30 protein-coding genes, 2 tRNA genes and 1 pseudogene are annotated in these 24646 nt (G+C 67.6%); 18 read left to right on the plus strand and 15 right to left on the minus strand.

Annotated elements, in window-relative coordinates:
- Positions 1-83: 83 nt before the first annotated feature.
- Both ACWCSU_RS51005 and ACWCSU_RS51010 read left to right on the plus strand, forming a co-directional pair.
- A complete protein-coding gene (locus ACWCSU_RS51005) occupies positions 84-1337 on the plus strand; it encodes a hypothetical protein (protein WP_449944498.1) in 1254 nt (417 codons plus the stop codon).
- Between the two features lie 959 nt (positions 1338-2296).
- Positions 2297-3124 (plus strand): class I SAM-dependent methyltransferase, encoded by an 828-nt coding sequence (locus tag ACWCSU_RS51010; RefSeq protein ID WP_449944500.1) that lies wholly within the window; start codon positions 2297-2299, stop codon positions 3122-3124.
- A gap of 168 nt (positions 3125-3292) precedes the next feature.
- Here the strand turns inward: ACWCSU_RS51010 and ACWCSU_RS51015 are convergent, their stop codons facing one another.
- Genes ACWCSU_RS51015 through ACWCSU_RS51030 form a run of 4 tightly spaced genes read right to left on the minus strand, consistent with a single transcriptional unit; the run spans position 3293 to position 5614 of the window.
- Positions 3293-3835: a hypothetical protein gene (locus tag ACWCSU_RS51015; RefSeq protein ID WP_449944502.1), complete on the minus strand. Its 543-nt coding sequence runs from the start codon at positions 3833-3835 to the stop codon at positions 3293-3295.
- Positions 3828-4595 carry a DUF1254 domain-containing protein gene (locus ACWCSU_RS51020; RefSeq protein ID WP_449944505.1) on the minus strand — a complete coding sequence of 256 codons (768 nt, stop codon included), beginning with the start codon at positions 4593-4595 and terminating at the stop codon, positions 3828-3830. Before ACWCSU_RS51020 ends, ACWCSU_RS51015 begins: the two co-directional genes overlap by 8 nt.
- A gap of 33 nt (positions 4596-4628) precedes the next feature.
- Positions 4629-4952 carry a YciI family protein gene (locus tag ACWCSU_RS51025; protein ID WP_449944508.1) on the minus strand — a complete coding sequence of 108 codons (324 nt, stop codon included), beginning with the start codon at positions 4950-4952 and terminating at the stop codon, positions 4629-4631.
- A gap of 53 nt (positions 4953-5005) precedes the next feature.
- Complete coding sequence (locus tag ACWCSU_RS51030; RefSeq protein WP_449944511.1) at positions 5006-5614, minus strand: dihydrofolate reductase family protein; 609 nt, start codon at positions 5612-5614, stop codon at positions 5006-5008.
- Positions 5615-6395: 781 nt separating this feature from the next.
- Between ACWCSU_RS51030 and ACWCSU_RS51035 the strand changes: the two genes are divergently transcribed.
- Positions 6396-6599: a hypothetical protein gene (locus ACWCSU_RS51035; protein WP_449944514.1), complete on the plus strand. Its 204-nt coding sequence runs from the start codon at positions 6396-6398 to the stop codon at positions 6597-6599.
- A 157-nt stretch (positions 6600-6756) separates the two neighbouring features.
- Here the strand turns inward: ACWCSU_RS51035 and ACWCSU_RS51040 are convergent, their stop codons facing one another.
- Positions 6757-7224 carry an SRPBCC family protein gene (locus tag ACWCSU_RS51040; RefSeq protein ID WP_449944517.1) on the minus strand — a complete coding sequence of 156 codons (468 nt, stop codon included), beginning with the start codon at positions 7222-7224 and terminating at the stop codon, positions 6757-6759.
- A gap of 85 nt (positions 7225-7309) precedes the next feature.
- Between ACWCSU_RS51040 and ACWCSU_RS51045 the strand changes: the two genes are divergently transcribed.
- The 4 genes from ACWCSU_RS51045 to ACWCSU_RS51060 all read left to right on the plus strand — a co-directional run bounded on the left by ACWCSU_RS51045 (position 7310) and on the right by ACWCSU_RS51060 (position 9562).
- Positions 7310-7813 (plus strand): replication initiator, encoded by a 504-nt coding sequence (locus ACWCSU_RS51045; RefSeq protein WP_449944520.1) that lies wholly within the window; start codon positions 7310-7312, stop codon positions 7811-7813.
- On the plus strand, positions 7803-7985 hold the full coding sequence (locus tag ACWCSU_RS51050) for a helix-turn-helix domain-containing protein (RefSeq protein ID WP_449944523.1): 183 nt from the start codon (positions 7803-7805) through the stop codon (positions 7983-7985). Before ACWCSU_RS51045 ends, ACWCSU_RS51050 begins: the two co-directional genes overlap by 11 nt.
- Positions 7986-8315: 330 nt before the next feature.
- Positions 8316-8600, plus strand: coding sequence for a tyrosine-type recombinase/integrase (locus ACWCSU_RS51055; RefSeq protein WP_449944587.1), 285 nt, complete (start codon positions 8316-8318; stop codon positions 8598-8600).
- 353 nt (positions 8601-8953) lie between these two features.
- Positions 8954-9562, plus strand: coding sequence for a hypothetical protein (locus ACWCSU_RS51060; protein ID WP_449944524.1), 609 nt, complete (start codon positions 8954-8956; stop codon positions 9560-9562).
- A 42-nt stretch (positions 9563-9604) separates the two neighbouring features.
- On the opposite strand, the gene ACWCSU_RS51065 is transcribed toward ACWCSU_RS51060, so the two are convergent.
- The 3 genes from ACWCSU_RS51065 to ACWCSU_RS51075 all read right to left on the minus strand — a co-directional run bounded on the left by ACWCSU_RS51065 (position 9605) and on the right by ACWCSU_RS51075 (position 11129).
- Positions 9605-10063: a DUF4265 domain-containing protein gene (locus ACWCSU_RS51065; protein WP_449944527.1), complete on the minus strand. Its 459-nt coding sequence runs from the start codon at positions 10061-10063 to the stop codon at positions 9605-9607.
- A gap of 389 nt (positions 10064-10452) precedes the next feature.
- Positions 10453-10525, minus strand: a tRNA-Arg gene (locus ACWCSU_RS51070).
- Between the two features lie 58 nt (positions 10526-10583).
- Positions 10584-11129 carry a hypothetical protein gene (locus ACWCSU_RS51075; protein WP_357692939.1) on the minus strand — a complete coding sequence of 182 codons (546 nt, stop codon included), beginning with the start codon at positions 11127-11129 and terminating at the stop codon, positions 10584-10586.
- Positions 11130-11262: 133 nt separating this feature from the next.
- On the opposite strand from ACWCSU_RS51075, the gene ACWCSU_RS51080 reads away from it, so the two are divergent.
- From ACWCSU_RS51080 to ACWCSU_RS51110, 7 genes are all read left to right on the plus strand, one after another.
- Positions 11263-12654, plus strand: a complete 1392-nt coding sequence (locus ACWCSU_RS51080) for a sensor histidine kinase (protein ID WP_449944530.1) — start codon at positions 11263-11265, stop codon at positions 12652-12654.
- A gap of 14 nt (positions 12655-12668) precedes the next feature.
- On the plus strand, positions 12669-13277 hold the full coding sequence (locus tag ACWCSU_RS51085; RefSeq protein WP_449944533.1) for a response regulator: 609 nt from the start codon (positions 12669-12671) through the stop codon (positions 13275-13277).
- A 210-nt stretch (positions 13278-13487) separates the two neighbouring features.
- Positions 13488-13748 (plus strand): hypothetical protein, encoded by a 261-nt coding sequence (locus tag ACWCSU_RS51090; RefSeq protein ID WP_449944535.1) that lies wholly within the window; start codon positions 13488-13490, stop codon positions 13746-13748.
- 48 nt (positions 13749-13796) lie between these two features.
- Positions 13797-14216 carry a hypothetical protein gene (locus ACWCSU_RS51095; protein ID WP_449944538.1) on the plus strand — a complete coding sequence of 140 codons (420 nt, stop codon included), beginning with the start codon at positions 13797-13799 and terminating at the stop codon, positions 14214-14216.
- 3 nt (positions 14217-14219) lie between these two features.
- Complete coding sequence (locus ACWCSU_RS51100; protein ID WP_357692929.1) at positions 14220-14951, plus strand: prolipoprotein diacylglyceryl transferase; 732 nt, start codon at positions 14220-14222, stop codon at positions 14949-14951.
- Complete coding sequence (locus ACWCSU_RS51105; protein WP_449944541.1) at positions 14948-16486, plus strand: radical SAM protein; 1539 nt, start codon at positions 14948-14950, stop codon at positions 16484-16486. Before ACWCSU_RS51100 ends, ACWCSU_RS51105 begins: the two co-directional genes overlap by 4 nt.
- 32 nt (positions 16487-16518) lie before the next feature.
- Entirely contained in the window at positions 16519-16728 is a 210-nt protein-coding gene (locus ACWCSU_RS51110; RefSeq protein WP_449944544.1) for a hypothetical protein, read from the plus strand.
- On the opposite strand, the gene ACWCSU_RS51115 is transcribed toward ACWCSU_RS51110, so the two are convergent.
- On the minus strand, positions 16729-17187 hold the full coding sequence (locus ACWCSU_RS51115) for a MaoC family dehydratase (RefSeq protein ID WP_449944546.1): 459 nt from the start codon (positions 17185-17187) through the stop codon (positions 16729-16731).
- Between the two features lie 241 nt (positions 17188-17428).
- A pseudogene (locus tag ACWCSU_RS51120) lies at positions 17429-17653 on the minus strand (sigma factor); the annotation flags it as partial.
- A 169-nt stretch (positions 17654-17822) separates the two neighbouring features.
- Between ACWCSU_RS51120 and ACWCSU_RS51125 the strand changes: the two are divergent.
- Positions 17823-19004 (plus strand): ATP-binding protein, encoded by a 1182-nt coding sequence (locus tag ACWCSU_RS51125; protein ID WP_357692921.1) that lies wholly within the window; start codon positions 17823-17825, stop codon positions 19002-19004.
- Between the two features lie 103 nt (positions 19005-19107).
- On the opposite strand, the gene ACWCSU_RS51130 is transcribed toward ACWCSU_RS51125, so the two are convergent.
- Together ACWCSU_RS51130 and ACWCSU_RS51135 are read right to left on the minus strand one after the other, a co-directional pair.
- A complete protein-coding gene (locus tag ACWCSU_RS51130; RefSeq protein ID WP_449944549.1) occupies positions 19108-19899 on the minus strand; it encodes a MauE/DoxX family redox-associated membrane protein in 792 nt (263 codons plus the stop codon).
- Between the two features lie 5 nt (positions 19900-19904).
- On the minus strand, positions 19905-20852 hold the full coding sequence (locus tag ACWCSU_RS51135) for a hypothetical protein (RefSeq protein ID WP_449944551.1): 948 nt from the start codon (positions 20850-20852) through the stop codon (positions 19905-19907).
- A 215-nt stretch (positions 20853-21067) separates the two neighbouring features.
- Here ACWCSU_RS51135 and ACWCSU_RS51140 point away from each other — a divergent pair, with 215 nt between their 5' ends.
- Positions 21068-21610 carry a SigE family RNA polymerase sigma factor gene (locus tag ACWCSU_RS51140; RefSeq protein WP_449944553.1) on the plus strand — a complete coding sequence of 181 codons (543 nt, stop codon included), beginning with the start codon at positions 21068-21070 and terminating at the stop codon, positions 21608-21610.
- A gap of 12 nt (positions 21611-21622) precedes the next feature.
- Here the strand turns inward: ACWCSU_RS51140 and ACWCSU_RS51145 are convergent, their stop codons facing one another.
- Positions 21623-22114: a MarR family winged helix-turn-helix transcriptional regulator gene (locus ACWCSU_RS51145; protein ID WP_449944556.1), complete on the minus strand. Its 492-nt coding sequence runs from the start codon at positions 22112-22114 to the stop codon at positions 21623-21625.
- Positions 22115-22208: 94 nt separating this feature from the next.
- Between ACWCSU_RS51145 and ACWCSU_RS51150 the strand changes: the two genes are divergently transcribed.
- A complete protein-coding gene (locus tag ACWCSU_RS51150) occupies positions 22209-22769 on the plus strand; it encodes a YceI family protein (RefSeq protein ID WP_357692911.1) in 561 nt (186 codons plus the stop codon).
- Positions 22770-22933: 164 nt separating this feature from the next.
- Positions 22934-23025 (plus strand) — tRNA-Ser (locus tag ACWCSU_RS51155).
- A gap of 88 nt (positions 23026-23113) precedes the next feature.
- On the opposite strand, the gene ACWCSU_RS51160 is transcribed toward ACWCSU_RS51155, so the two are convergent.
- Together ACWCSU_RS51160 and ACWCSU_RS51165 are read right to left on the minus strand one after the other, a co-directional pair.
- Positions 23114-24457, minus strand: coding sequence for a tyrosine-type recombinase/integrase (locus ACWCSU_RS51160; protein ID WP_449944557.1), 1344 nt, complete (start codon positions 24455-24457; stop codon positions 23114-23116).
- Positions 24457-24645 carry a helix-turn-helix domain-containing protein gene (locus ACWCSU_RS51165; RefSeq protein ID WP_449944559.1) on the minus strand — a complete coding sequence of 63 codons (189 nt, stop codon included), beginning with the start codon at positions 24643-24645 and terminating at the stop codon, positions 24457-24459. Before ACWCSU_RS51165 ends, ACWCSU_RS51160 begins: the two co-directional genes overlap by 1 nt.
- Position 24646 lies beyond the last annotated feature (1 nt).

Consider the following 24646-nt stretch of genomic DNA (forward strand, 5'->3'; position numbering starts at 1 on the left):
CGCCCCTGGAGGTTCTCAACGAGGCCCTTTCAACCCAGACGGCCGCATAGGCTGCGCTCATAACACAGCTGTCCGGAATCACCGTGGCCCCTCAGGTCACGAGCCTTGTCAGGACCAACGTCGCACTGACAAGCCAGGTGCTCACAACCATCCGCAACGAGCAGTGGGCCGAACTGACGGGACTCGTCGCCACCATCGATCGCGCAGTTGACCAGGCGCGAGAGGTCGGATCGGTCCCCACCTCCTTGTGGGACAGCGTCGCGGGTAGTGAAGCGTCGTTGCGTAAGCAGCTTGACCTGTACCGACGGAACGTCCGCGGCCACGTCGGGCAGATCGATCGGCCCGACACGCATCGCCGCCGCGAGTATCTCCAGACGAACGCCGAGGCGATCCTCTTCGACGCCAACGCCCTTCTGTCCTCCGTCAAGGCGTGGACCGGGTATCAGGCACTCCGCGCCGCGAAGGCGAGAGCCGCCGGACGCGAAGACGCTGACGAGGCACGTCTCGTCGACGTCATTGCGCGCGACACTCGCACGGAGCTCGACTTTGCCCTGGCCGAGACGACGAGCCTCGTCGACTCGCTGACGCGGGAGCTACGAATCATCGCCGAGCTTCCCGGACGCGACACACTGTCACAGTCACTGACGGGGAAGCGGAAGGACGCGCAGGCAGCCCGCCAAACCTCCGTCCGTCTTCTGGAGGCGATCGAGCCTCTTGCCGATGCTCTCCATCCGCCGGCCCCTCCGCTCGAGGCTCCGGGCGTCGTCTGCGCAACCAAATCGCTGGATCTCGCGCCGTACCTTCGCATCCTGCGATGGTTCTTCGAGGACGGTGAGACCCTACGTGTCCTCGGCTTCCCCGAGCAGCTTGACGCCCTCGGCCCAATTTCTGCGATCTTCAGCGGAGCGAAGGAGAAGCTGGCGGCAGCGAGGGACAAAATGGCAGCAAAGACACTGGTCGCCGTCACGGATCGCCGCATCCTCATGGCCAAGACGAACGCCTTCCTTGAGCAAGGCGAGATCCGTCAGGACATCCCGATCGACCGGGTGCGATACGTCCGAGCAGCGACCACACAGGACAGAAGCGGGCGCTTGGCGATCGACCTCATCACGCGCGACGAGAACATCCGGTGGCTCTTCCACGCTGACACCGACGACACTCAAGTGAACGCACTTGCCGCTGTGCTTGCCGAGTCGATGACAATCCCGGATGTTGAACGCGACGAGCTCCAACAGCGGCGCTACGCCTCCATCGAGGCGGGCAGGAAAGGCGAGAGTGCTGGCACGAGGTCTACGGAACCGACCGGATCCGAGGCCACGACCTGCGATGCCGAGTAGGCCTCTGGCCAATTGACGAAGGGCCGCCCCGACCGCACGTACCGAGCCTGGCCACGTGCGGCGGTGGGCAGTGGTGCGCGGCCACCCGTGGTTGCAGGCCGTTCGGGCTGCCGCGATCACCAAGCTGTACCGGGGTCTGAGGGCCGACGGCGGCAAGAACGGGCGGCCGCGCTTCGGAAGGCCTTCCGTGACGCCGTGAACGTTGATGAGATCCTGGCATCCAGTCCGGTGGAGAAGGCCAAGCGCCCGCGACGGGAAATCAGCGAGCCTGGCTCGGTCTGGACCACGGACCAGCTGAAGACGTTCCTCCTCGCTGCCCGTGGCCACCGCCTCAGGTCTTTCTTCCACGTCGCGGCCTATACAGGTGCTCGGCGCGGTGAGCCGCTTCGTCTGCGCTGGTCCGATGTCGACCTTGAGGGCGCATCTACCAGGGAACAATCACCTTCGGCGACCTCTACAAGGTGTCACCCACAGCGGGCCCGGACGATTGGAGGGATTCTCCCTCCTGAATCTCCCCGCCGAGCGGTGGGCGCTCTTCTTTTGAAACTGGCGTCCCCTACTCCTGCTTGCAAACGGGGGCCAGTCACCACCTGGACCTTGCGTCGCCCAGCTCAGAGGGCAGTTGACGAGTGTCAGCGTGTGATCGTGTGAGACCTCGTTGCTGTACTTCTTTGCTGTCCAGCAGCAGGCGTGCGATGGGACGCCAGCAACTGATCCAAAGTGAGCCTGGCTCAGTCGCCCGGATTTGGCGGCCGACGATTGTGATCATCGAAGTCACCACAGACCCATTGCTGGCCCAAGCACGTGGCGCGCTCAAGTCGTGGTGCTTGGCGCTGGGGCTTTTTCATCCTGAAGTGGCAGTTCATGGCGGGTGGACTGGTGGAGGAGGACGGCGGAGGAGCAAGGCCCGACCGAATATCGTTCGTCCCGGCCGTTGGACGACAGCTAGGGTGTCCGCCATGCAGGACGAGGTCTACCACTACAACGAGGAACGCTGGGAAGCCCTTGTGGGGGCGGAGGCGTTGTTCACCCGTCCAATGCTCGACCTGGACGCGGAGAAGGCTCAGGCCTATTTGGGCCTGGAGAGGCTGGGCATCCCCGGCGATCTGGCGGGCCGGAAGGTGCTCTGCCTGGCGGGAGGGGGTGGGCAGCAGTCTGCGGCCTTCGCTCTGCTCGGAGCCGACGTGACGGTTCTCGACATCTCGTCCGGGCAGCTGGAGCGGGACCGCTTGGCCGCTGAGCACTACAGCATCGGCATCCGCACGATCCAGGGAGACATGCGGGACCTGTCGGCCCTTGACGACTCCTCGTTCGATCTGGTCTGGCATCCGTACTCGCTGACCTTCGTCCCGGACTCCCGGATCGTTTTCCGCGAGGTCGCGAGAGTCGTCGACGAAGGCGGCTACTACTACCTGATGTGCGCCAACCCGTTCTTCTCCGGGCTCACTCACCACTCGTGGAACGGGGAGGGCTACACGCTGAAGCACCCCTACACGGACGAGGCCACGACCCGCTATCCCGACCAGGACTGGGTCTACGACCGCAAGCCGGCCGGCCCCCACATTCGCGAACCCCTGGAGTACAGGCAGACACTGAGCCGGATAGTCAACAGCCTGATCCGGGAAGGCTTCATGCTGAGGCTCCTTTCTGAGGTCCGAGGTGACTACCCGGGTGCGGAACCGGGCAGTTGGGCGCACTTCACGGGCGTGGCCCCGCCGTGGCTGGAATTCGTCTGGCAGTACTGCCCGGCATCCTCGGAAGGCGAGGGTGTCTGGGGGCAGGGCTGACCGCGACCCACGAATTCCAGCTGTGAGCCTCTTACATCCTGAGTAGCGGCCCTCCTCGACGAGTTGGCGCAAGTCCCGGCACTCGGGTCGTTGGGCTGCGCCGGCCTCCTTCACGACAGTGAGGGGGTCAGCGTCCATCGGCCGACTGGCGCTGTTCGACCTGATTGCTCAGCAGCCCGAAGCGTGCCCTCTGCCTTGGTCCGAATCGCTGCTCACCCACCTCGGCAGCGTTGAAAGGCATCGCGACGCCGGCGAGCACACGCAGCGTGTTTCCAAGAACGGCCTGGAAGCCTTCGGAGTCGAATCTCCGCCGTGTCGTCCACCAGACCCTGCAGGCGCCCAGGCCGGGCAGCAGCGGATCGAATGGTCAGCTACGCGCGACCGCCGGTGGTTGCCATGCACGGTGTAGGTGTTGGAGCCGTCGAGCCGTTCGCCCTGGTCGTCGAGATTCTGGTAGTAGTAGGTCGTCTCGTTGGCCGTGTTGACGAAGATGTTGGACTTGCCGACCGCGGTCCGCATCAGGTAGTCGGTGCCGAACGCCGCTCCGGTGTGCTGGGTCGACCAGTGGTGGGCGAGCGGGATGCCGTAGTTGCGGAACTCGAACAGTTCGCCGACCATCGCGTCGGCGTCGAGCGCCGCCTGCTTCAGCGCTACGGCGATCTTCGGGGCGTCGGCGTCCGTCTGGAGCACGGAGCGGAACCAGTCATACATCGCCTGCTCGTCCGGGCAGGGGCGGCACCTCGTCGAGGACCTCCCCGAAGACCTCGAAGAACGCGGCCGGGTCCACCCACTGGGTCTCCTGCCCGCCACCTGTCGAGCCTGCCTGGCCGAAGGAGGGAGCCTTGCTCCAGTCGACCACCTTCATCGTGCCGTCGAACCCCGCGAGCGGGTACACGCTGATCTGGTTCACCAGCGGTTGCACCGCCGCTCGGTCCTGATCGGTGTCGTCGAGGAACACGCGCGGGATCACGACCGCGGTCCGGGTGTCGAAGCGGAATGCCCCGGCGATGCCGCCGGGTACCTGGCCACTCCAGGAGGTGGGCGCGAGCAGGTAGGGGCCGGGTTTGGTGTCGTACATCGCACCGAGCTCCACGAAGGAGTCCGTTCGCTGGTCGACCGCCTGGTAGACCCAGAACCGGCCACCGAAGTCGGGCACTTGCACCACCGAGGGATCGCGCTCGGCGTCCAGGACGCCGAAACCGTAGGCGACGTCCTGGCTCGGGCAGGCGACCATCCGCTCCTCGGGGCGGATGTAGTCGTACAGCATGCCGATCGTACCGGGCGGGCCCGCCGGCACGATGCCCGCCAGGAGACCCGGCCCCGGGAGCTGCTCCATGAGCACGCGTCGGTTACGCAGGTTCACCAGCGGCCAGCCCCACAGATAGGCCGCTCGCCCAAGCCTGGCCTTGCGGTTGGCTGTGGTGGTCAGCCAGGCGCCGGGGTTGGGCGGTACGCCGCGCCCACTCCTCATGGTGGGCCCGGGTGATCGCCTCCCCGACGTCGCTCACAGGAACGGCCGCACCTCGATCTTCCGATCGCAGACCTTCGACGCCTCGCCGGCGAGCTTGAGCGCCACATCCAGATCAGGGGCCTCCCACACCCAGACGCCGGCGAGGTACTCCTTCGACTCCACGAAAGGCCCGTCGCTGAACACCGCCTGCTCGCCCCGGTTGTCGATGACGGTGGCCACGTCGGTGTCCGCGAGTCCGCCCGAGAAGACCCAGTAGCCCTCGGCGATCAGCCGTTCGTTGAACGCGCTGATGGCGGGCCGCCTGTCCGTGCTGCCGGGATAACTCTTGTCATCGATCACGGAAACCAGGTACCGCATCTGTAGACCAACTCCTGTGATGTCACGACAGCGTGGTCCGCCGGCCAGGGACTTCAGGCCGTCGCATACCGCGGGCGCCCGGCCGGCCGGAAGACCTGGATCGACACACCCTTGGAGTCGACCCGCGACTCGACCAGGTCGAGCGCAAGGTCCGGGCCGGTCTCCGGGAACAGGCGCGCGCCCTGGCCGACGACCACCGGGATGGTGACCAGCGTCATCTCGTCGACCAGGTCGTTCTCCAGCAGCCACTGGATCAGGATGCCACTGCCGTGCACCTGCAGCTCACCCCCTGGCTTGGCCTTCAGCTCACTGATGGCCGCCGCGAGGTCACCGCGGAGAACGGTCGTGTCCTGCCAACGCGGGGCGGTGAGCGTGGTCGAGGCAACGTACTTGGGGGCCTCGTGCAAGGCCACGCCGATGGGATGTGCACGCATCTGTTCGATTGCCCCCCAAGAGCCGGCGAACAGCTCATAAGTGCGCCGGCCGAACAGGAACGCCTCGGCGCGCTGATATGCCTGCGTGATGAACGTCCTGGTCTCGTCGTCACCCTTCCCCCGGGCCCATCCGCCGCGCTCGAATCCGTTCCTGCGGTCATCCGACGCGGCGCCGTTTCCCTGCATCACGCCATCGATGGTGACCTGGGTCATGGTCGTCAGCTTCATATCGCGGTTCCTTGCCTCGGAGCCGCCCCCTTGCGGGCGGCCTCACCCTTGCTACGAACGCCACCGCCCCGATCCGACACCGCCTCCCGGACTTCTTGCAGAATTTTCCGGGACGCCGGTCGTCAGCAATCCGACAGCACGACAGTTTCGCGGCGACTGCGTCCCCACCTCTTTGATCGCGCCCAGCGCGGACGAGCTCTTGGACCAGATCGATCGCGAAAATCCTGACCAGGGGTTGGCGGGCGTCGAACGGCTCGTGGCGTGAGGGCCCAACCTCGCCGGTGGCGTAGCCGCACGCAAGGCCATCAAAGGCCGGCCAGAACGCCGCACCACAACAGAGCGCCGCCCTGGCCGACCACGCCGCCGGACCGCCCGTCCGCAAGGCGCACCGGGTGTACGCCGCCCGCATCGCCGCCGTCGATCAGCCACCGCCGTCCAGGCAACTGACCAACACCCCAGCCAGCGCCAGGCCCGGCTACTCGTCTTCGCCGTCATCAGGGTCGCGCAGTTCACGAACGACCGGTCGCCCCTGCGGCTCCTGCCAATTTGGCGGCCCTTGGATGATCAATCCTAAGGGGTCAGTGGCCCACCGCTTGAGGAATTCGGCCGGCATGGCACTTGAGCTTCGTCCATACTTCCGAGCAGCGTGCGGCGCCGACACCTGCTACCCCGACAGCTGGGAGGAGTGTTCTCCCCGGCACAGCGCGGACGCTTGCACGGCGTACGGCTTGCCAGCACCCCTCCAGCCGCTCCCGGCCGCTTCCCGCGGGTGGAGCGGGTGGTGTCCAGCAACGGCAGCCTGAAGGTGGCCGGCTGCAAGGTTCAGGTCGGCCAGGTGCACCGGGGCAAGGTCGTCACCGTGGTCCTGGAGGAGACGCAGTTGCGGGTGCTGTTCGAGGGCGAGCTGCTGTCGGTCCACCCGCGCACCATCCTCAAGGAGGTCAACCGGCTGCGAGCCAGCGGCCATATCGACTACGAGATCTAGGCACGGTGTAAAGCATCAACCGATGCCAAACCGTCAAGCATCAACTGAAGGTTGACACCGTAAGGCACTCCGTCTGACCTGCTGTTTCGTTGCCTTCTCTCGTGCTGGCGATGCTGGTCAGGCTGGGGCTGGCCCCTCGGTCCCAAGCCGACCTGACTCAGCCGGCCTCTTCGACGTATGACGCCAGGTTGGCCAGCGAGGAGGCGATCCCGGCCTCGTGCACGGCTTGGTTGATGCCGGGTGGTACGTCCGTGGCGGTGACAGATACCTCGGTCTCTTCGCCGACAGCAGTTAGGTGCCAGGTCATCGTCATGGTGCCCGCGTACGACGGGTCCTCGGCCTCGAACACCGCCCGCTGCACCACGCGCTCCGGTGGAACCAGCTCGGCGAACCCGACGTCGACGACGTCCGTCGCGTCTGACGTCTTGCCAGGGCTGTCGGTGGGGTCAAGGTACGTGAGGACCATCCGGAACCCGCCACCAGGCCGGGGATCCCACCGCTCGATCCGCCCGCGCATACCGTCCGGCGGCAACCAGACTTCGAGCGACTCCCGGTCGAGGAGGGCGCCGTAGACCGTCGCCGGTGGTGCCGCGATCAGCCGGCTGGCGCGGTCAGTCCTGTCCATGGCCCAAGTCTAGGACCGAAGCTGTTCGGGCCCATCCTCGCCCATCCTCGTCGAACGACAGCCGGACCAGCGCCTTTAAGGTGCCGTGGATAGCTTCCCATCAGGTGTCGCCGGTGATGCGGCTGTTGAGGGGCAGGCCGTCGCCGCCTACATCGCCAAGTGCGCCACCAAGGCCGCCGAATGTGTAGGGACGCTGGATCGCCGCATCCAACCCCTCGACAATCTCGACGCCCTACCCGTTCGCGACCACCCCCGCCGGCTGATCGCCGCCTGCATGCGCCTTGGCGAGAACGCCGACCTGGCCGACCTGCGGCTCATCCAATGGGCTCACATGCTCGGCTTCCGCGGTCACTTCTCCACCAAGAGCCGCCACTCCTCCACCACCCTCGGCGAACTCCGCGCCGCCCGCGAAGAACACATGCGCACAGAAGAGATCAACCTCAGGCGGCTGCCGCTTTTCGACGAGGACACCATCCTCGTCGTCGCTCACTGGGAGTACGCCGGACAGGGCTTCTCCCTCGGAGAACAACTCCTCGCCGCCATCACAGGTCACCGCGTGCCGAACCTGGGGGAACAGCATGACGCCTGAACTGCTCACGGCTCCGCAAGCCATGGCCACTTTGCAGGTCAGCCGGTGGACCCTCTACAACCTCATCCGCTCCGGCGAACTGGGCTCGGTCATCGTAGGCGTCCGCTGCCGCCGCATTCCTCAAGCCGCCCTGAACGACTACGTCACCCGACTCTGCGAGGAGGCAGTCTGATGCCCGCCAAGACCGCGCTTGCCTCCCCGGAGGAGCCCAAGCATCCGCGTACGGGCCGTCGTACCCGGGCCAACAACGAAAGCTCGATCACCCGTACAAGAACGGCTGGGCAGGCTACGTTCCTTGGTCTCACGTGTGTGGATCTCGTCGGCTAACAGGTCTGGATCTCCCACCAGCTCACCACCAAGACAGAGGACTCGACCGCTTCGCTGCCACTCTTCGGCCTGTGCGTCTCCGCACTCAGGCACCGTCGGCGCGTCCAGGAGGAGGCCCACAAGATGGCCGGGGACGCATGGAAGACCTCGGACCTGACGTTCACGCGGCACGCCGATCGAGCCGCGCAACTTCAACCGGGCCTTGGAGAACCACTGTCGCCGAGCGGGTGTGCCGCGCATCCGTGTGCACGACACCCGGCACACGTGCGCCTCGCTTCTGGCCGCCCTGGACGTCCACCCGCGTGTGGCGATGCGCATCCTGCGCCACTCGCAGATCTCGATGACCATGGACGTCTACACCCAGATTCCCAGTCCCGAAACCCGTAAGGCGCTAGACAGGCTCAATCAGAGCCTCGACCGCTCAAGCGAGTCACAACTAATCTCTCGGTACCAAACTTAGGTCCTCTTGGGGTATCCCAAAAGGGCCTAAGTGTGTTCATGGGGTTGTCTCATAGCCCAAGGGATATGCAGCACTAGCTGCGCTGGTCATTTCGTATCTCGTTGCATGTGGTTCAAAGGGATGGGGGCTTCCAGTGAGGCGCCAGGTCATCTCCGGCCAGACGTAGCGGAGGGCGAATGACGCACCCTGTGAATTGCGAGCGGGCCAAGGGACATCACTGCGGCTGTTCTGCGTGCGGCGGAGCACAGCACGGCTGGACGCACGCTCTCTCGCTGGCTCGCGATCCCTCGACCGCGGCTCGTGAAGCGGCGAGAGACACTAGCGACGCGGCCTGGGCCGCAAGTCGGCCTCCCATGGGGCGACGAAAGCCCTCCAAGGAGCGAAAGGCAGCCGCCACCGATAGTGCCACGGTCGACCTCGTTGACTGGCTGTCCAAAAACCCCGACGCCATCGACCTTATCCAAGAAATCGGAGATGCCCTTGCTGGCCCTGTGATTCAGGAGCTCGATAAGAGCTTCGGTGGGGGCAGGCCGAGAGAAGCGCGAAGGCAGCTCACCAATCACTTCTGGTGCGATCTCCTCATTGCCATGGCCGGGGCCATTGAGAAGCTCTCGAAATCTCTGAACCGAATCCCGGAGTACGTGACGACGGTCATTATGCAGTCCCGGCAGAACGAGGGACGCGGAGCCCTCCTCGATGCTCTGGTGGGTCTCGCTGTGCGGACAGCGTGGGAGCCCATCAAGAGCATGATCCATACGACCGGGATCGAGGAGCTCCAACGGACGTGCCGGATCCTCGCCGTTCTGATCTGCCCGGCACCTGAGGATCACAAGGCCGTCCAGGACGGCGCTCTTCTTCCCCTGGCGCAGGAAGGGATGCTGGAGATCAGCAAAGAGCGGCTTGAGCAGGTCTTCCCCGCAGACTGGGTTCACCGTCTTCGGAAGGGCCTCGGCGGTGCCTGAGCAAGGCCGGCACCTTCCGCGGCCCGTGAAACGAACCCATCGTTAAGCGCTTCGCCAGCCGTCGGTGATGCAGGCCTCCTCGAAGTGCCACCAGCCATCCCTTTGGCCACGCGTCAACAGCGTCTTTATCTGCCCGAGCCCTGCGCCCGCCGGCACAGTAAAGGCGACCAGGGGAAGCTCCGAGCTGAAGGATTCCCCGCCCAGGCCGAACGGTGCCAACTGCTCGTACACGGCCTGCGCGCTTCGCCCCAGCGGTCCATTGGGTGACGGCAAAACCCGGATCGTGCAATTGCCCGACGCTTCCACCCGCTCACAGGCCCAGTGGCGACCGTCATCATTGGTGATGAAGCGCACCACGTCGCCTTCGGCGACCCCGTCCTGTAGAAATGGGACGTTCGCCACACGGGCGGTGTCCTCGATTAAGGGCATGGCCCAAAGTCCTTCGGTGTCGTAGGGAAGCCAACCTTCCCGGGGCACGAACTGAAACCACAGCTTGATCAAGCCTGGCTCTGTGGGGAGACGTTCGGAGGGGGCAGAGAGAACCATGCCCACATGATCGCGCAGCCTGCCGAGTGTCCTTGAACAAGCTGATCGCGGGTATGCCCGGAGGCGGATGCTGGGTCCGGGTTGGAGCACCTGCATGGTCGGTACAAGAAGATCACGTTGATCTGGCCGACAGCAGGTGCATGGGCGCGCTGGTGGCCTGGGTCAGGCAGAAGCCCCGACTGGCGTTGGAGATCGTCAAGTAGCGCGAGGGCGCCACGGGATTCGTCGTCTTCGCGCGGTGCCTATGGAAGACCGGTTGCGCGAGCCCACGTTGCTGTACAGCGCTGCTGTACGCCCACGAAAAAGGCCCTCCGGGATGATCCCGGAGGGCCTTTGACCTGCTGTGCGGCCGGAGGTACTCGAAACCCCAACCTTCTGATCCGTAGTCAGATGCTCTATCCATTGAGCTACGGCCGCTCGCTGCGTAAGCAAGCATAGCGGGTTCTGAGCGGTGCATCGAACCGAATACCCGCGATCACTGGCGAGCCGACGGTTCCTTCTTCGGCCAGAGCGTGTAGCTCACCGGCCAGAGCAGGGCGATGAGGGGGATCTTGAGCAGGTTGAGCATGAAGTCCATCAGGGCTTTTGTACGGGAGGGGTCGTTCACCAGCCAGATGAGGCCGAACAGGATGAGGCAGAAGATTCCGTACGCCAGGACCAGTTTCAGCCAGAACCCCCACTCGTAGCGGGTGCGGGCCATGCCGCCCGCCGGCGGCTTCCAGGGCGGGGGGCCGCCGGCGAAGCGGTGGTGGAAGCGGGCGTCGGCCCAGCGCATGGTCCGGTGGCCGAAGACGATCGAGTAGGCGAGGTAGGCCGCCGCCAGGCCGTGGCGCAGGTCCGCCGTGGCGCCGCCGCGCATGTCGATGACCGCCGCGGCCAGGAGGACCACGTCGAGGAGCGGGACGCAGAGGAGGAGGGCCGTGCTGAGCCGGCGGCGCTTCCAGAGGTAGCGGCTGGCCAGGCCGAGACCCAGGAGGAGCCAGAAGCCGATTTCGCAGCCGATGAGGATGGCGACAATCACATGTTCCAGCTTGGGGGGATTCGCGGCCCGGCACATCGTCGGTGAAAACGAGCCTGTGGATACATCGAAGGGTGTATCCACAGGCGGACCCTCGGAGGACGGCGGCGGCCGCCGGGAGTGGTGTGATGAGGACATGACACGGGCGGCGGTGAAGAGCGGTGGCGCCGAGGCGCGGGCGGTTGCACGGTGGGTGAGGCCGTTCGCCGTGCGCGGGGTGGCCGGTGGCCAGGAGAAGGGCCGGGTACGGCCCGCAGTGGCGGCCGGGCTGGCCTTCGTTCTGGGGGCGCTGCTGATCCTGGCCGGTGCGTACGTGCAGCGCGGCGTGCCGGTGTGGGCCCTGCTGGTGCCGTTGGCGATCACCTGTTCGGCCGTGTTGCTGCGGCAGCGGGCGCCGCTGTGGTCGTTGGCGCTGGGGGTGGTGGCCGTCACGGTCGACGGGGTGGTGGGGCCGTCGCTGGCGACCGTGCTGGTGTTCACCGACAATCTGTACGCCGCGGCGCTCTACGGGCCGGCGCGGTTCGCTCGCTGGCTGCTCGGGATCACGACGGTGCTGGCCGTGGTGGGTGGGGCGGTGGCGGCGTTCATCGCGGCGGACTGGCGGTTGCTGGCCGTCATGGGCATCCAGGTAGGGCTGGTGCTGATCACGCCGGTCACCACGGCTTGGGTGCTGCGGGAGCAGCGGGACCGGGCGGCCGCGGAACGGGCGCGGGCGGAGCAGGTCGCGCATCTGGCCGAGCTCGACCGGCAGGCGGCGATCGCGGCCGAGCGTACGCGGATGGCTCGTGAGCTGCACGACATGATCGCGAACCATTTCAGCGCCATCGCCATCCAGTCGACGGCTGCTCTGTCCCGTAAGGACCTGGATCGGGAGACGGTTCGCAAGGTCATGGAGTCCGTACGGGAGAACAGTGTCAAGGGGATGGCCGAGATGCGGGACATGATCGGGCTGCTGCGGGAGGCCAACGGCGGGCGCGAGGGGGACGGGCCGGAGCTTGAGGCCACCCGGCCGCGGTTGGCTGACGCGGAGAGCCTGGTCGAGCGTACGCGGCGGGCTGGGATGGCGGTTGAGCTGCGGGTCGACGGGGAGTCGCGTGAGGTGCCGGCTTCGGTGGATCTGGCTGGTTATCGGATCCTTCAGGAAGGGCTGACGAACGCGCTCAAGCATGGCGAGGCACCGGTTGTCGTCTCGCTGGCGTACGAACCTGGGGAGGTTCTCCTGACGATCGAGAACCGGGTCGGCCGACGTGGCGCTCGGCTGCCGGGGGCAGGGGCGGGGCTGATCGGCATGCGTGAACGGGCTTCGCTGGTAGGAGGGTTCTTCGAGGCGGGGCCATGGGGGGACGGCTGGCGCGTCGTGGCGGCCTTCCCGACGTCGCTCGACGTACCGGCTTCGGGGGACCGTTCTTCGAGCAGCCAGGTCTCGGGGGAGCAGGCTACGAGGGAGCCGCCTGGCGACGGCGGACGCTTCAAAAGCGGCGACGGCGGGCGCTCCGGGACGGCGGACGGGGAGAGGGGGGTGGCGTGAGTATCAGGGTGTTGGTGGCTGACGATCATGCGGCCGTACGCGCCGGGATCGTGATGATCCTCGACGGCGCCGACGACATCGAGGTCGTGGGTGAGGCCGCCGACGGCGAGCAGGCGGTCCGGTTGGCCCACGACCTGCGTCCCGACGTCGTCCTCATGGACATCCGTATGCCCCGCCTCGACGGCATCTCCGCCACCAGGGAGCTGGCGGGGGTGAGCGACGTCCTGATCCTCACGACGTTCGACGTCGACGAGTACGTCTTCGGCGCCCTCCGGGCGGGCGCGGCCGGTTTCCTGCTCAAGAACACCGAGGCCGACGCCCTGGTGGAAGCGGTAAGGCTGGTGGCGGGCGGCGAGGGGATGATCGCGCCGGGCGTCACCAGACGGCTGATCGCGGCCTTCGCCGATCAGCCGCCCCGTCGCGAGCCCTCCGACCCGGAGGCCCTGACCCCGCGCGAACGCGAGGTGCTGGCCTGCATCGGCCGCGGCCTGTCCAACGCCGAGATCGCCAAAGAGCTGGACATGGCCGAAGCCACCACGAAGACGCACGTCAGCCGCCTCCTGAACAAACTGGGGCTGAAGAGCCGCGTCCAGGCAGCGATTTACTACTCAGAGTCGCTTTAGCCCCGTAGGGTGAACGCCGTGACCATGCCGCCGCCACCTCCGCCGGGGCAGCCTCCACCCGGGCCACCTCCCCCCGGGCAGCCGCCGTACGGGCCACCCCCGCCGGGGCAACCGCCGTACGGACCGCCTCCGCAGGGTCCGCCGCCGCAGGGGCCTCCGCACGGCCAGCCCGGGCCGCAGCCGCGGCGCCAGCCGGGGCTGACCGTCGCGTTGGCGCTGGCCGGAAGCTTCGCCTACCTGGTGATCAATGTGATGGTCGGGCTGCTCGCGCTGAGCCTGCAGTCCGCGGTGGGAATCGGCGTCGCGGCCGGGTTCCTGGCGCTTCTGGGCCTCGGCCTGGGCATCACGCTGGTCGTCCTGCGCAAGCAGTGGTCGTTCGGGCTGGGGCTCGGGTTGATGATCGGGTGGTCATTGGCGTCGATCGTCTCGGCCGGATACTGCACGGGGCTGAACCCCGGCATGTACGCGTAGGCGAAGCATGTCCGATCAGCAGTGCCTCACCGACCAGGGGGCGGCGGGATGACGACACCACCGCCACAAGGCCCGTGGGAGCCGCACCAAGGCTGGCCACCGCCGCAGCCGCCGCCGCCGTCGCAGCCGCCGCGGCCATCGCCGCTGCCGCCGCAGCAGCCCAGCAGCCGCGACTCCGCGATCGTCCTCATCGCGACGCTGGTCGCCGGCATGTTCGCCTACAGCGTCGTCAACGGCATCGTGGGCTTCTTCGTCTTCATCTCCGCCATCGACGGCACGAACAAGGCGGGTGTGATCGTCGGCGCGGTGCTGCTGGCCGTCGTCGGCCTGGGCGGCGGTCTGGGGTTCGGCCTGGTCCGCAAGCCGTGGTCGCGGGGGCTCGGGCTGGGGCTCGCGATCGGCTGGGCGCTGTGGTCGATGCTGACGGCCGGCATCTGCACCGGCCTCAACCCGAGCCTGTACGGCTGAAGCATGCCGTATCACGAGATATTCGTCGGCCTGGGCGTCCTCGTGGCCGCGGTGGTCTTCGTCCGCGAGGCGAGGGCCAGGGGCGCGCTCAACGAGCAGTCACTCGTCGCCGTCACCGGAGCCCTGGTCGGCGGAGCCATCGGCATGCGCCTGGCGGGCTGGCTGGAGACGTTCGACCTCGCCGACCTCTGGCTGTACGGCTCCCGCAGCATCCTCGGCGGCCTGACCGGCGCGTACGTCGGCGTGCTGGTCGCGAAGAAGGTCATCGGCTACCGGGAGCGCACCGGCGACCTGTTCGCCCCGGCGGTGGCGCTCGGCATGGCGATCGGCCGCATCGGCTGTCACCTGACCGAGGCCCCCGGCAGGCCCACGGACCTGCCCTGGGGGGTGCACGCGCCGCCGTCCACACCGGAATGTCCGGGTTGCCTGACCGGCCAGGCCATGCACCCGTCGTTCGTGTACGAGATCGTCTTCCAGCTCGCCGCGTTCGTCGCGCTGCGGTGGGCGCGCAAGCGGCTGACCCAGCCGGGCGAGCTGTTCACGCTCTACCTCGCCGGATATGCGGTCTTCCGGTTCCTGGTCGAGTTCACCAGGGCGAACGAGACGCTGTGGCTCGGCCTGACCGGACCGCAGTGCTTCCTGATCCCGGGCCTGACGCTGCTCACGCTCAGGCTCGTGTATGGCTGGCGTCGAGGCCATTACGATGCCCTTTTCAAGCGGAAGGTCATGACATGAGCGCAGGGATGGGGCTACGGGGCGACCGCATCCTCCGGTACGTCAACGCGTTCTGCCCGAAATGCCACGGCCAGGACCTCGACCAGGTCCAACGGCTGAGCGGCTACCTGGCCGAACGCGACGGCAAGGTGTGGCTGGAACGCGGCTGCCGCGAACACGGCCTGATCCGCACGTTGTACGACGAGGACCCGGAGATCCTCTCCTATCTGGAGGAGTGGACCGCTCCCACCAAGCAGCACATCCCTGACGTGTCCGGAAACTTCGCCCCGATCCCCGGCGCGTACCTCAACGGCCTGCCCGAGATGCAGACCCAGCACACCTGCATCCTGCTGGAGGACATCGCCGAGGCGTGCAACCTGCGCTGCCCCACCTGCTTCGCCGACAGCTCGCCCGACCTGACCGGCGTCGTCCCGGTCGCGGACGTGCTGGCGAACGTGGACCAGCGGCTGGCCAGGGAGAACGGCAAGCTCGACGTCCTGATGCTGAGCGGCGGGGAGCCCACGCTCCACCCCGAGCTGAAGACCCTCCTCGCCGAGCTGGCGCTCCGGCCGGTCACCCGCATCCTGATCAACACCAACGGCGTGCTCATCGCCAGGGACGACGCGCTGCTCGACCTGCTCACCGAGCACCGGGACCGGGTGGAGGTCTACCTCCAGTACGACGGCTCGTCGGCCGAGGCGTCCAAGCACCATCGCGGCGGCGACCTGCGCCGGATCAAGGCGCAGGCCGTACGGCGGCTGTCGGAGCGGGAGATCTTCACGACCCTGGTCATGACCGCGGCCCTGGGCGTCAACGACGGGGAGATCGGCGACGTCGTACGCCTCGCGCTGGACACCCCCTTCGTCGGCGGCGTGTCGCTGCAACCCCAGTTCGGGTCGGGCAGGTCGGGCGTCATCGACCCGTCCGACCGGCTCACCCACACCGGCGTGCTCAAGCGGCTCGGCCCGCAGACCGACGGCCTGGTGACCTGGCGCGACCTGACCGCCCTGCCCTGCTCCCACCCCCACTGCTGCTCGGTGGGCTATCTGATCCGCGACGACTCGCAGCAGTGGCGCTCGCTGGTCGCCCTGATGGGCCACGACCGCCTCAAGCAGAACCTGGGCCTGGTCTCCAACCGCATCGCCGACACCGAGCTGCCGCGCGAGCTGCGGCTGGCCGTTCAGGAGTCGCTGCTCGGGCTGCTGTCGGAGCAGTCGTCGCTGTCCCACCCGCAGATCGGCGACCTGTGGCGGGACATCTGCGAGAACTGCGACCTGGGCGTCGCCACGCTGCTCACCCTCGCCTCCTCGGCGCTGCCCGGACGGCGCAGGAAGCTGCGCAGGATGCTGGGCGAGCGGGTGGTGCGGATCACGATCAAGCCGTTCATGGACATCTCGACCATGATCGAGGAGCGGCTCACGCAGTGCTGCGTGCACGTGGGCACGCGGGCCGAGCAGGACCAGTGCGCGCCGTTCTGCGCCGTGCAGGCGTGGCCGCAGCTCTCACGGCAGCGGCTGTCCGCGGTGGCCTCGAAGCCGGGGCTGGTGATCCTGTGAAGGCCCAGCCATACGATCCGCTTCGATTGTGCGTGTACGCCACCGTGGCGCTGCTGGCCTGGCTGCTCGGGCCGTGGGCGGTGCTCGGGTTCGCGGCGCTGGGGTTCGCGGGGTACTGGAAGGCGCGGCGGGCCGGGCTGACCCGGAGCAAATGCCTGCTCAGGGACACCCGGCTCGTACTGGCCTATCTCGGGTTGATCGGGCTTGCCGCGGTGATCGGGATCGTCCTGTCGCTGCGGTGATCAGGGCGCGGGGACGTACAGGCTGAGCGACTCGGCGATGCAGCCGGGCCTGCGCTCGCCCTCGATCTCGATCGTCATCTTCAGGTTGGCCAGGTAGCCGGCCGGCGTGCCCTTGACGTCGGTGAGCTCGCCCACGGCCCTGACCCGCGCGCCCACGGGCACCGGCCTGGGGAAGCGCACCTTGTTCAGCCCGTAGTTGACGCCCATCGCGATGCCTTCGACGCGCACCATCTCGAACATGAACGTCGGCAGCAGCGACAGGGTCAGGTAGCCGTGGGCGATCGTGCCGCCGAAGGGCCCCTCCTTGGCGCGCTCCACGTCCACGTGGATCCACTGGTGGTCGTCGGTGGCGTCGGCGAAGAGGTTGACCTGCTCCTGGGTGACGGTGCGCCACTCGGTCGGGCCGAACGTCTCGCCCACGGCCGCCTTGAGTTCCTGTACGTTCGCGAAGGTCCGCATGGTCACGAACGCTATTGCGCGGGCGGGACGGCTGCCAAGTTGAGCACCCGGTACTCGTCGCCCCGCTCGCTCCAGTACATGGTCGTGCTGGGCTCGGCGGACATGAAGTTCCCCGCCACAGCTCGCCGGAGGAGTGGCTGTCGGTGTAGGCCCCCTCGGGCACCTCGTCCGTGAGCTGCTCCCTGCGCCGCCCGCGCCACCAGCTCACGTGCCGGCGGGTCATGATCGTGCGTACGTAGGACTCCGGGTTGTCCTTGTTGCGCACCCTGCGCCAGGTGCCGCCGAGCTTGAGCAGCGCCTCCTGGACGAGGTCGGCGGCGTCGTCGGGGTTCCCGGTGAGGACGTATCCGTACCGGAGCAGGGCGGCGCCACGCGCTTGCATGAACTCCTCGAACTCCGCAACACCCAGACGCACGGGCGTCCCGGACTGTTGCAAAGATCTTTTACTCGAAACCATCGCATGCATGTTCGAGTCCGCGCTACAGTTCTGGGTATCGAAATCGAACAAGGGTTCGGCCTGGTGAGAGGGGGTGTGTCCGATGACGATGCTCGCCACAGCTCCTGCTCGGACACGCCGTAGCACTTTCTTCCCAAATCTAAGACGGCCGCTATATCCGGCAATAAAGTCCGAGAGCGTGGACCCTGTGCGCAATCCCTACGCCCCCGGCGCCGGGCAGCGTCCGCCGGAGCTGGCCGGGCGCGACCGTGAGCTGCAGCAGTTCGAGGTGGTGCTGGAGCGGGTGGCCCGAGGGCGCCCCGAGCGCAGCATGGTCGTCACCGGCCTGCGCGGCGTCGGCAAGACCGTCCTGCTCAACACCTTCAAGTCCATGGCCATGCAGCGGCTGTGGGGCACGGGCAAGATCGAGGCCCGGCCCGACCAGTCGATCAGGCGTCCTGTGGCGGCCGCCCTGCACATGGCCATCCGCGAGCTGGCCCCGCGCCACCGCGCGCCCGAGCGCATCGAGGAGTTCCTCGGGGTGCTGAAGGCGTTCGCGATGCGCGACCCGTCCGCGGCCAAGGGCACCTCCCACTGGTCGCCCGGCATCGAGGTGCCCGCCAGCCGCGGGCGCGCCGACTCGGGCGACCTGGAGATCGACCTCACCGAGCTGTTCGTCGACGCCGCCGGCGTGGCGACCGACCTCGGCGTGGGCATCGCGCTGTTCATCGACGAGATGCAGGACGTGCAGCCCGCCGACGTGTCCGCGCTCTGCGCCGCCTGCCACGAGCTGTCCCAGTCGGGCGGGCCGCTGATCGTGGTGGGCGCGGGGCTGCCGCACCTGCCGAGCGTGCTGTCGGCCAGCAAGAGCTATTCCGAACGGCTCTTCCGCTACGCGCGCATCGACAAGCTCGACCGCGAGGCGGCCGACATGGCGCTGATCCTCCCCGCGCGGGAGGAGATGGTGGAGTTCACCCAGGAAGCCCTCGACGCGCTCTACGAGGCCGCCGACGGCTATCCCTATTTCGTCCAGGCGTACGGCAAGGTCGCCTGGGACCTCGCGCTCCGCAGCCCGATCACCCTCGACGACGTCAAGGTCTCCGCGCCCGAGGCCGAGGAGGAGCTCGCCGTGGGCTTCTTCGGCAGCCGCTACGAGCGGGCCACCCCGGCCGAGCGCGACTACATGCACGCCATGGCGCAGATCGGCGACGAGCCGGTCGCCACCGCCGACGTGGCCGACGCCCTCGGGCGGAAGCCGTCCAGCCTCTCGCCGGCTCGTGACAGCCTCATCAAGAAAGGGCTCATCTACAGCGCCGAGCGCGGTCTGATCGCGTTCACGGTGCCGCACTTCGGAAGGTTCCTGCGGTCTCAACCTGTTTGAGCGCCGCCCCTAGACCTCTATTGGGCTGTCTAGTGGGGAAGCTAGACAGCCCAATAGAGTCATATCGCCGTGCCTGGATACGGAAATCTAGGGCTCTCTAGCGTCACGCCGATACTGGCGTATATTCCGGCAGAGAGTCGCTGTCGTCGTTGCTGACCACCGCCACGCGCACCGCCGGACGCCGTCCGCGCAGGTGGACCGCGAAGACCACGTCGTCCTGGTCGCGGCCGGTGAAGACGAAGAAGCGCCAGCACAGCTCGCGCCAGCTGTCGTACGGCTCCGGCGAGGTCAGTGCCTCCTGGTGCGCCCGCCACGGGCCGCTCGACCTCAGCCTGGAGAGCATCACCTGCTCGGCGGGGCCGGGGCGCTGCTCGCAGGGGGCGCGGTACCGTACGCGATCGACCAGCTCCTCGATCTCGGGGGAGAGCAGCGCGATCACCGCCAACCCCGCGGCCGTGAGCCAGGTCGGATGGACCGTCGCCGCCCAGCCCGACGCCGGCGCGGCCACCGACAACGCGGACATCCCGGTCAGTACGACCGTCCGGCCGATCGAACGTATGCCGACCGGCGCCGAGCTGACCTCGCCGAAGCAGCCGCAGCCCGCGTCAGGACGCCGCCTGCGCAGCTCGACCAGCACGTACGTGCACATTGCGAAGAAGCCGACCGTCCCCCACCTGAAGATCGGCGCGGTGGTGAACAGCAGCCCCCCGGCCAGCACCAGCTCGACGACCGCGCAGACCAGCAGCGAGGGCGCCTGCATGCGGCCGGGCATGAGCACCGCCGGGCCCAGCCTGGACAGGGTGCCCGGCTCTCCGCCCCGGTACACCGTGACCACCTTGGCGCCGGCGCCCATCACCAGCAGCACGATCAGGATCGGCATCTGCGAATCGAGCACGCCCGTCACCCCAATCCGATCTGAGCGTTGAAGCAGCCTTTGATCAATTCGCCGCCCAGCTCGACGAACGAGGCGGGAGACAGCTCGGCGACGCGGCCGCGCGGCGAGGTGTCGCACTCGACGCAACGGTCGCAGAACCGCCCGGCCAGGCAGCCGCAGGCGACCACCGGCAGGTTGGCCGCGCGGTCGGCGCACGTGTTCCTGACCTGCAACAGCGAACCGATGGCGAGGTAGGGGAGGCCGGCGCAGGAGAGCCCGGCGTCGGGGCAGCCGGTGTCCACGCGCTCCAGCATCGGGTACGCCGCGCCGCGCTCCTCCTCGTCGAACGTGTCGGACCAGGTGGCGGTGCCGGAGATGCGCGCCTGCGCCCCGGCGTACGCGGGCGCCGGGGCCGGCACGACGCCCGACCGGTGGGCGGGCTGCGAGGTCGCCGGCAGCAGCGCCAGGGCGGAGCCGCCGCGCCTGATCCCGATCGCGTCGAACAGGTAGCCCGGCTCGAACTTCGGATGCCGCACCTGCAGCCGTCCGGTGGCCGGGTAGGGGATGACGATCGTCCGGGGGCCCCGGTGGGGGCCGCAGTCGAGCTCGACCGTCAGCTCCTTGCGCCCCTCGACCGACAGGATCGTGCCGGTGAGGCGGGTGGTGTCGGCCCAGATCCGCTCGACGACGCGGCCGTCGCGCAGTGTGCGCATGAGCACCATGGAGCCCACCGGGAGGTCGGCGGGCGCCATCTCCGCGCCGTGCCAGGCCGTGGCCCAGGGGGCGATCACGAGCCGCTCCTCGACGCCTTCGGGGGTCTCGATGACGATGAGATGCGGGCTGACGTCAAGGATCTCGCCGGCGACGGCGCGTAAAGGTTCGCCGTCGGCCAGGTCGGGGCCCGCGATGCCCGGGGTGCGGCCCAGCGCGGCGGCCGCGAGCCGCCTGCGGCGTTCGACGTTCGGATAGCCCATCCGCCCTCCCTCGTCAGGTACTAGGTTCACATGACTCCGGAGCGGCTCGTGCCGTGGCGAACAGAGGGGAGCAAAATACGCATCCCCGGGGAAGGTAGTTGACACCCGCCTTCGAACAATCTGCCACCGACCTTGACTGACCTTTGTCTTCGTCGGGCCGAAACCTGAATTGTGGTTCAGTCACAAAAGGGCATCAGGCTGCGATTCTGGCCACGATGCAGACCACCGGGTGGGAAGAGGAGTTCCGCGAGTACGTCACGGCTCGCGGTCCCGCGCTGCTGCGCGCCGCCCGTCAGCTCACCGGGCATCCGCTGGACGCGGAGGACCTGCTGCAGAGCGCGCTGGCCAAGACGTACCTGGCGTGGGGGAACATCGAGGACCGCAAGGCGCTGGACGGGTACGTCCGCCGGGCCATGGTCAACATCAACATCTCGCAGTGGCGGCGGCGCAAGCTGGAGGAGTACCCGTCGGACGACCTGCCCGAGGTGGCCGCGGCGGAGCCGCCGGCCTGCGGGGAGGTGCACGAGCTGCTGGAACAGGCGTTGGAGGGGCTGCCCGAACGTATGCGGGCCGCGATCGTGCTGCGTTACTACGAGGACATGACCGAACCGGAGATCGCCAGGACGCTCGGGATCAGCGTCGGCACGGTCAAGAGCACGGTGTCACGGGCGATGGCCAAGCTCAGGAGCGCCTTGGGGATCTCCTCGGAGCCGGGCGGCTCGGGGGTTCCGGGGACGTCCTCGTCATCGGCCTTGTAGTCGGCGTGCGGCTCAGTTGAGCGAGTGGGTGGTCTCCTCCGCGCCGGCCGTCGCGCAGGGGCGCACGACGTCTCTGATCTTGCGGAGTGTCTGCAGGAACGCGTCGAGTTCGACCTCGCTCAGGAGGCCGGTGAAGCTGTCCTTGATGTCCTCAAGGTGCTGGGGCAGGACGCTCGCCAGTCGCTCGCGTCCCGCGTCCGTGAGCGCGGCGTAAGAGGCTCTGCGGTCGGTGGCGCACGCCTGCCTGGTCACCAGGCCCTCACGTTCGAGCCGGTCGACGACCCTGGTCACGCCGCTCGTGGACAGGCCCGTCTGGGCGGCCAGGTCGGTCATCCGCAGCGCCTGCCGCGGTGATCGTGCCAGGCGGATGACCGTCTCGAAGTCGATGCCCGACAACCCCGCCCTGCTGAAGACGGGTTGCATCCGGGCTGCCAGACCTGCGTGAACCTCGGCGAGCAGGCCCATCGCCGTCAGCCTGGGGTCATCGATGTGCTTCACGTCCATACCTTAACCGACGTTAGTTGACTTGCGGAATATTCCTCGTGTAGACATTTGTTGCCGCAGACATCCGCACAGCAACCTTCCCGAGGAGAACCCGATGAGCACCCGCACCTGGGAGTCCCTGACCATTCCCGCCGCCGGCACGTACAACCTCGACGTGGCCCACACCCGCATCGGCTTCGTGGTCAAGCACATGATGGTGAGCAAGGTACGCGGCCGCTTCGGTGACTTCACCGGCTCCGTCACGATCGCGGAGAACCCGCTGGAGTCCACGGCCGAGCTGACGATCAAGACCGCCAGCATCGACACCGGCGTCGGCGACCGCGACGGCCACCTGCGCAGCGACGACTTCCTCGCCACGGACAAGTTCCCCGAGATCACCTTCCGGAGCACCCGCGTGGTCGGCCACTCGGGCGACGAGTTCACCGTCGTCGGCGACCTGACGATCCGCGACGTCACCAAGCAGGTCGAGCTCACCGTCGAGTACGGTGGCGCCGGCACCAACCCGTGGGGCGCCGCGGTGTGGGGCTTCTCCATCAACACCGAGTTCGACCGCGAGGAGTTCGGCCTGACCTGGAACCAGACCCTGGAGGCCGGCGGTGTGCTCGTGGGCAAGAAGGTCAAGATCGAGATCGAGGGCGAGGCGAACCCCGCCTGAGCTGGGTTGTCCACAACCTGGAAGCCCGCCCTAGCATGGGGCGGGCTTCATCCACAGGCGGTTACCCACAGGCTGTTGATAACTCTTGGCGAAGGCACGACACGCAACCGCTTTGCCGCCTCGCCAGAAGGCCGGTACGCTGTGCTGAGCCGCGATGGCTTCCAGGAGGATTCGCCTAGTCAGGTCTATGGCGCCGCACTGCTAATGCGGTTTGGTGGCAACACCATCCGGGGTTCAAATCCCCGATCCTCCGCCAGGTGAAAGGCCCTCCCCCGATCTTCGGGGGAGGGCCTTTTTCGATCTCTGTGGGCCTGTGGGTTGCAGTTCGGGTTGCAGTTGGCCCATCAGCCCCAGAGGGCCGAGCCCATGCGGTCGCTGGCGTCCTTCATCTGAAGGGTGGCCACGTGGGTGTACCGCTCGGTGGTGGTCACCCGCGTGTGGCCGAGAATCTCTTGGACGACGCGGATGTGGACGCCTTGCTCGATAAGCAGCGTTGCGGCGGTGTGCCGGGCGTCGTGGACCCGGACGTCCCGTACGCCGGCCTGCTTGAGGATGGACTTCCACTGCTTCCAGTCCTCGGTGCGCTCGATCGGGCCGCCCAGTTGGGTGGTGAAGACCAGATCGTGATCCACCCACTGATCTCCTGCCTTGAGGTGTTCGGCGGCTTGGGCCTTCTTGTGTGCCTTGAGGAGCGCCAGGAGCGCCGGCGGGCACTGGAGGGTGAGCCTGCTCTTGCCCTTGCGTTGCCGAAAGATCAGACCGCCGCCCGTCCGCTTCGGGCACTTGTCCGCGTGGCCGATGCAATCCTTCGGGCAGGGACGCCGGTAGCAGGTGTGAGCGCGTCTCTTGCAGTCCGCTCCGCAGTCCCGGTCGTGCCGGTGCTCCTTGCAGTTCTTCTTGCACGCCTTGCGGTGCCACTTCTCTCCACAGGCATGTGGATCGCTGCAGCCGTGCTGCCACTCGGCGCGCTGGATCTGGAACCACGCCCTGATCTCGCCAGTCGCCAGGTTGACGTACGACCAGCGGAGGCCGAGCGCTTCACCTTGCCGGATGCCGAGGGCCAGTGCAACGGACCAGCGAGCACCATTCCTCCGGGTCTTGGCCGTGTCGAGGATGCGCCGCGCCTCGTCCTTGGTGAGTGGTTCGATCTCGGTGGTCGCGGCCGAAGGAGCATCGACCAGGGTCGCGACGTTGCGGGTGATGCGGCCTCGCCGTACCGCGATCGTGAGCGCGCGGGACAGGATGCGATGCACCTTGAGGACAGAGCTGGGCGACAGCCCCTCTTCCAGCATGCGTGTGTACGCGGCGTCCAGGTGCTCGGGCGCGAGCCGGTCGAGGCGATGCTTGCCGAGGAGCGGCACGATCCAGTTCCGGCACTTGGAGCGGTAGTCGGTCAACGTGCGGGGCGCCATCTTGTCCGAGAGGACGAGCCGCTCACAGATCACGTCCAGGAACTCCGCCATCCACTCCCCGACCGTGGGAGGCCGGCCCGGCTTGCCGACGTGGCCCGACTGCCGTTCGCCTTCCAACTCGCGGACCTTCCGGGTGACCTCTGCTTCGGTCTTGGCTTTGCGGTGACGCCGGTCCGGGGATCCATCCGGCTTGAGCCCGATCGTCACCCAGCCATGCCAGAGGCCGTCCGTGCCGAGGTAGATGGAGGAACGACCGTTGGGCTTCCTGGTGGCCATCACACCGCCTCCTCGGCGTCGGACTCAAGGGTTCGGGCGAAGTCGAGGAGCGCGCCGGTGGGGATGAGGCGATAGCCGTCGCGCTTGATCGAGCGGAGTTCGCCGGTTTTGATGAGGCGGAAGACGGCCGTACGACTCATGCCGAGAACCGTGGCGGCGTCCTTGGGACGGTAGAAGAGTCTGTCCATG

Source organism: Nonomuraea sp. NPDC001699 (assembly GCF_053596455.1).